Annotated in this window: 5 protein-coding genes; 1 reads left to right on the top strand and 4 read right to left on the bottom strand. The window is 43.1% G+C overall.

What is annotated here, in order from left to right; translation table 11 throughout:
- Positions 1 to 377 precede the first annotated feature (377 nt).
- From JGK36_RS13075 to JGK36_RS13060, 4 genes are all read right to left on the bottom strand, one after another.
- Positions 378 to 1,631, bottom strand: a complete 1,254-nt coding sequence (locus tag JGK36_RS13075) for a URC4/urg3 family protein (RefSeq protein ID WP_293182421.1) — start codon at positions 1,629 to 1,631, stop codon at positions 378 to 380.
- A gap of 524 nt (positions 1,632 to 2,155) precedes the next feature.
- Positions 2,156 to 3,238, bottom strand: coding sequence for an adenylate/guanylate cyclase domain-containing protein (locus JGK36_RS13070; protein ID WP_293156167.1), 1,083 nt, complete (start codon positions 3,236 to 3,238; stop codon positions 2,156 to 2,158).
- 35 nt (positions 3,239 to 3,273) lie between these two features.
- Positions 3,274 to 3,594, bottom strand: a complete 321-nt coding sequence (locus JGK36_RS13065; protein WP_293182423.1) for a hypothetical protein — start codon at positions 3,592 to 3,594, stop codon at positions 3,274 to 3,276.
- A gap of 107 nt (positions 3,595 to 3,701) precedes the next feature.
- Positions 3,702 to 4,052 (bottom strand): hypothetical protein, encoded by a 351-nt coding sequence (locus JGK36_RS13060; protein ID WP_293182425.1) that lies wholly within the window; start codon positions 4,050 to 4,052, stop codon positions 3,702 to 3,704.
- Between the two features lie 503 nt (positions 4,053 to 4,555).
- Between JGK36_RS13060 and JGK36_RS13055 the strand changes: the two genes are divergently transcribed.
- Positions 4,556 to 5,551 carry a cytosine deaminase gene (locus JGK36_RS13055; protein WP_293197102.1) on the top strand — a complete coding sequence of 332 codons (996 nt, stop codon included), beginning with the start codon at positions 4,556 to 4,558 and terminating at the stop codon, positions 5,549 to 5,551.
- Positions 5,552 to 5,597 lie beyond the last annotated feature (46 nt).

Genomic DNA, 5,597 nt, shown 5'->3' with positions numbered 1-5,597 from the left:
TCTTTCTTAGATATAAAGCAATACAGTTGACTAATATACTGCTATTCGTGAAACTCCTCTGAAAAATAGATACTGCAATAAAGGTACGTAGTTGCGCTTGAGCGCTCTTTCTTAGATATAAAGCAATAAGGACAATCTTAAGTAAACTGTATTGTATTATAAAGAGCGCTTAAGCGCAACAACGTACCTAATAATTAACATCAATATTGACTAATATTAAACTAGAATTCGCTTAACCACGATTTCTTGGCAAAAAAATACAGCTTTAAAAAATCCTTGCTACAACAATTCAGTTAGACTTTTTCAGTGCCATCGGACTTGCATTCCGAACCTTCCTTCTTCTGACTTCACGCTTGACTTCTGTCAACTGTCCACTGTCAACTATTAAAAAAAGTCCCGTTACTTTCAATATGAATTGGCGGTACTCCAGCAGCCCTCAATTCTGTGGCAATTTTTCGCCCCGCCGCCCAAGTTCCTCCCTGCAAAATCTTCACCAGTGGCAATTTTGTCGCACTCAAATCCAGCTTGTATCGCATAGCTGCTGCAATTTTATCTAAAAGAATCACAGTGACCGATCGCCATTCTACTACAACTTCCGAACCCGGCAAATACTTCTGCTCAAAAATAGCCGAATCTTTTGCCCGTAACAGCCCCATATCCAAACACAAACCGCCGTTACGATACCCCGCTAATCCCGTCAACTCGTCCAATCGCACGACGTACAAACCGAGTTCTTGCAGCGGTTCCAACAGCGAATAAGTCAACCACTGCGAGAGTTGGTGAAACGGCACAAATTCATCTCCCAGATTTTCTCCTTGCAAAGCCCGATGCCGCCAAACCTCACCTAAATTAACGCCACCAATGGCATATTTTCCCGGCCAATTTTCCCCAAAACCTGTCAAAACAGCGCTCAATATTTTAGCACAATCCACAGTTTTGACTCCAGAAACCAGACTGTCAAGCAAGTATTGTGCCAAATTGCCGGGACGCTGGTTCTCGCTGCCAAACAATAATGGATGTTGGCAAATTGCATTCCCCAAACGCTGCAACAATTCTAATCTGCCTGTTAAACCAACTAGCGGATTGTCTCGACTTACTTGAAATCCGGCCGCTAAGGTTTCTAATTTTAATTGAGAAAGCCCGCGAAAATCGGCTTGCCAAGGAAAATCTGGATTGCTGGAAAAAATACCCTGACAAAACATCCGAAAAGTGGCTACTGCCAACCCTTCTGAACGGCGATAAACTTCTTTGGTTTCTGCTTCGCAATACTGCCAATCTGCGCCGGTACTGGCATCGAGTAAAACGCTGACAATGGCTAAATCAAATTTTATCTTTGCTTGTTCTATGACTGAAAATTCTGTTAAAGCTGCATCGAATTGAGCGAGGCGCGGTTGGTTGCCGGCTTCAAAATGCCGCCACTGACTGTGAAACGGAATATTAAAATCGGGATACTGTTGGCGGGTTGTGTCGATTACATAATTTGCTGCTTTGTCGAGTTCGGATAAATCGACACAGAAGAAATTGAGTTTATTTTCGGAGGCTAAGTTAAAAAGCCGATCGCACTTTTGGCGAATCGCAGTTGGTGTTCTCAGATATTTTACAGCCTCTAGCTCAATATTATTCAACTTCATCGAAAATTTTTGGTTTGAAACCCCGTGCTTTGAGCATCGGCTTTACATTTTGGCTAGGCTTTTCCTAGACTAGCCATAGTTCTAGGGAAAGCTCTATGTACCTGACTCAAAAAATCAGATACGCGGACTTGCCACCAAAGAGTTTAACACCTTGCGAGAACTCTGTCGGTTGAGTCAAAACCTTTACAGTGTATGGTTTTATACAGTCAGACAGTATTGCTTCCAATCTGGCAAACACCTTCGCTACGAGTGTAACTATTACTACTGCAAGGGAAACGAGGACTATCAATAGTTGAATACTGATATAGCCCAACATACCCTGAAAGTAGTCGATCGAACTTTGCGGAGTTTCTAGGACTTGATAAACGCAGTCAGAGAGGGAAACTATCAACAGAAAGTTCAACTCCCTCACTATCTCCCGACACAGGATTATATCGTGTCCGATCGATTAACCGCAATCAGATTCGATCGCGCGTGCCCCCTTCAGTCCGCACTACCAACTACCGTAGAACAGCAGCGGAGTGTCAAACAACTAAACATCGGTAAACATCATTTTCCTGAAAAAAGTCAAACTGACTGTAATCTAACAGATTATCTAAGATCGCATTTTTATCGATTTTGATCAGCTTGTATTCCCACTTCGAGCCACTAACTTCGCGTTTTATTTGGTCTGAAACTATTACCGAATTTTTTTCAGTAGCTGGAGATACTATTTTGCTTAAATCTTCCAGCCTGTCGGCAATGTTAATATCTTTTCCGTAAGTGCAAGAGCGAAATATATACAAATTTCCTTTAGCAACTCCCACCGACAAACCGCAAGGTATTTTATGACCGTGTATAAAAAGTTTCCAATTTTCGCACAAACTTTCCATGGCCGCTAGGGCTGAGTGAGCTTCTGGGAAAGTCAACAAATGCGAATCGCCAACAATACTGCGAATTGTGCCACCGTATTCTTCGCAAATGTTTTTTTCAAAAGTATCAAAGTTGGTGAGCAAATATTCAACGTCTCTGATAGAATTAGATTCTTGATAAGCAATAAAACCTCTCAAATCCGCTTTAATTATTGCTTGATTTTCCACAATTCGCGTCTTGTAACTTTGGTCAACTTTGTAAACCTTTTCAGGTTCGCTCATCCCTTTCAAGGAAAACTCATTGACAAAAGATGTTTGCACTTCTGCTTTGTTGAGCGCCAGCCATGCTGCTTGGGACAAATATATTTCATCCTGGGGAGTTACTGATTCTATACGCGCTGTTAAATTGACCGTATCGCCAAAGATATCTTTATCTTGATGCAAGACATCTCCCAAGGTAATCGACACGCGAATAGCCAATCGTTCGTCGTTCGATTTGCTAGATTGTTGGGTTCTCAATTCTTGCTGCATTTCTAAGGCTGCCATCGCGGCTGCTGTGACGCTGGGAAAAATCAGCCAAAATGAATCACCTTCGCCTTTGATCAAACTTCCTTCATTTCTGGTACTAATATCTGAAATAAAAGTTTTATGCTCGTTCAACAAACTACTTAAGTCCGACTGAGATAATTTTTTAACTCGGGCGGTATATCCGCAAATATCTGTTTTTACGATCACAGTAGAACGCAAATTAGCCATAACCTACCCTGACTGATCAAAAACCAGTAATAAATTTAATTTGGCAAAGACGCAACTGTTTCCGAACAGTCGTGTCTTTGCCTTCTGAATCTCCTGGCATCGCGTCCGATCGCTTCTGCAAGAATTGTAGCATCTGGCACAGGGTCTGGCGTGTAGTAGGCGGCGGCTTTTTTGGCGACGATTTCGACTTGTGCGCCTGCGGGAATCCAATCTTCGAGGATGGGGAGGCGATCGACTACTTGAATGCCAGAATTGATAATAGCATTGTATTTGAGATGGCTCATGGAAACTAAACGGTCAGTGCGAGGGATACCCAACCAGTGCAGCACGTCTGGCATTAGTTCTTGAAACCGCATATCTTGAAATCCTGCAACACATTGAGTGCGAGTAAAATAGTCATCAGGGCGATCGCCACCTTCGAGCCTTTTGGGAGCATCTCAGTTTTGCAAAAAGCATTTTTTTATTATAGTGCGAGCACGCAAGAGCTCGCGTATTCTACAACTCGCGAGCGGGGACAGCACTTATAAATGCAAAACTGAGATGCTCCCAGCCTTTTTCTGGCATTGTACACCAAAAACTTAGTTACTTCCCCCAAAGCTCTGCCTTGCTTGCGGAAGTAAACAATTACCCCAGAACTACCGGATTGTGCCGTTTCGATGCAAATTTCGATACCCTGTACCAAATCAGGACGGCAACAAGTGCAGATATCCGAACTAAACACGTCAGAACCCTTGCATTCATCGTCTACCCCTACCGCCAACTGCTTCTGTGGGTCAGAAATATGCACGACATTGCCAATAATATAAAGCAACACGGCTCAGTTGATTTTAGATTTGGGGATTGGGGAATGGGGATTTTTCATTTAAGATTTTAGATCGAGTGATATGCTTGGGTAAATGTTAATTTTTTCCGAAGTGAGTAACACCAAATCCGGTAGCATCAGAATGATTCATCTCTCTATTCTCGGACTCTGTGTCCTCTGTGTTCTCTGTGGTTAAATCATTCCGATGTAACGGTCAACGATATAACGCTATATACATGAACGCGATTTTTTATGAAAGCAATCTCTGTGTCTATTTTTAGATTACTTTTGCTCTCCCTGAGGGGCTTATCCCAGCAGCAAAATTTGACAGATATCATGTTTATTAAAGCTGCTATAATGTTATTGTATAACCCAATAGAGTTCATTTAAGGAGAAGAGGGCGGATGAGAGCATTGACACACTGGATTGTTTCATGAATTATTAGCAGATACGCGCCCCTACAATAGACATCTTCAATAACTCTCAACTCAATAAAATATTAACTAGAAAATTTCATGTTGCCAGCTACATCTAATTATTTGCTAAAAAATGGTCGCGTACCCGAATCTCTTCTAGAGATGAAATCGATCGCCAATTCAGCGTCTGCTATCACCACAACAGCCGATCGCAATTTTTGTCTGGTGGATCTGGAAATTGCCAACGGCGCGATCGCCCAAATCATCCCCACAGGTACAGAATCTTTATCCCAACTTGGAGATATTCCGATGGTAGACTTGCAAGGCGGCTTAATTTTCCCGTGTTTTGTCGATATGCACGCGCATTTAGACAAAGGACATATCTGGGAACGATCGCCCAATCCCGATGGAACGTTTGCTAGCGCGATCGACACAGTACACGCTGATGCCCAAAAATACTGGAATGCAGAGGATGTTTACCGGCGGATGCAGTTCGGCCTCCAGTGCAGCTACGCCCACGGAACCAAGGCGATCCGCACTCACATCGACAGCGCAGGAGAACAGGGAACCGTTAGTTTAGCAGTATTTACAGCCTTGCAGGCCGAATGGCGCGATCGGCTAATTTTGCAAGCAGTTTCCCTAGTTTCCCTGGACTATTTCCTGACACCCGAGGGTGAAAAATTAGCAGACAAAATTGCCCAAATCGGCGGCATTCTCGGCGGCGTCGCCTACATGAATCCCGATTTAGACAAACAACTCGATCGCGTATTTAGCTTAGCCCAAGAACGCGGTTTAAACCTCGACTTCCACACCGACGAAACCGACGATCCAGAATCAACCACACTGCGAGAAGTAGCAAAAACCGCCATTCGCCATGAATTTGCAGGTCAAATAATCTGCGGACATTGCTGTAGTTTAGCCGTACAACCGCCAGACTTAGTAACAGAAACTTTGACATTAGTCAAGGAAGAAAATATTGGCATTGTCAGCTTGCCGATGTGCAACCTTTACCTGCAAGACAGACAATCTGGGTGTACACTTATGCTATGCTTACTGAAAGTAGCTCCCTACTTTAGGAGCCTACTTGGAGAATAGAGTCTACCTAGACTAAATCTAGAAACAATCTAGAAACCATAGAACC

This window comes from Microcoleus sp. PH2017_35_SFW_U_B (assembly GCF_020737865.1).
In the GTDB taxonomy this organism is placed as follows: Bacteria; Cyanobacteriota; Cyanobacteriia; order Cyanobacteriales; family Microcoleaceae; genus Microcoleus.
Note: the sequence above shows the minus strand (reverse complement) of the source record. Positions and strands in the feature narration are given on the sequence as shown.

Coding starts and splice junctions, on each gene's coding strand:
- JGK36_RS13065 (WP_293182423.1), bottom strand. CDS start 3,594: ATGCGGTTTCAAGAACTAATGCCAGACGTGCTGCACTGGTTGGGTATC.
- JGK36_RS13075 (WP_293182421.1), bottom strand. CDS start 1,631: ATGAAGTTGAATAATATTGAGCTAGAGGCTGTAAAATATCTGAGAACA.
- JGK36_RS13070 (WP_293156167.1), bottom strand. CDS start 3,238: ATGGCTAATTTGCGTTCTACTGTGATCGTAAAAACAGATATTTGCGGA.
- JGK36_RS13055 (WP_293197102.1), top strand. CDS start 4,556: ATGTTGCCAGCTACATCTAATTATTTGCTAAAAAATGGTCGCGTACCC.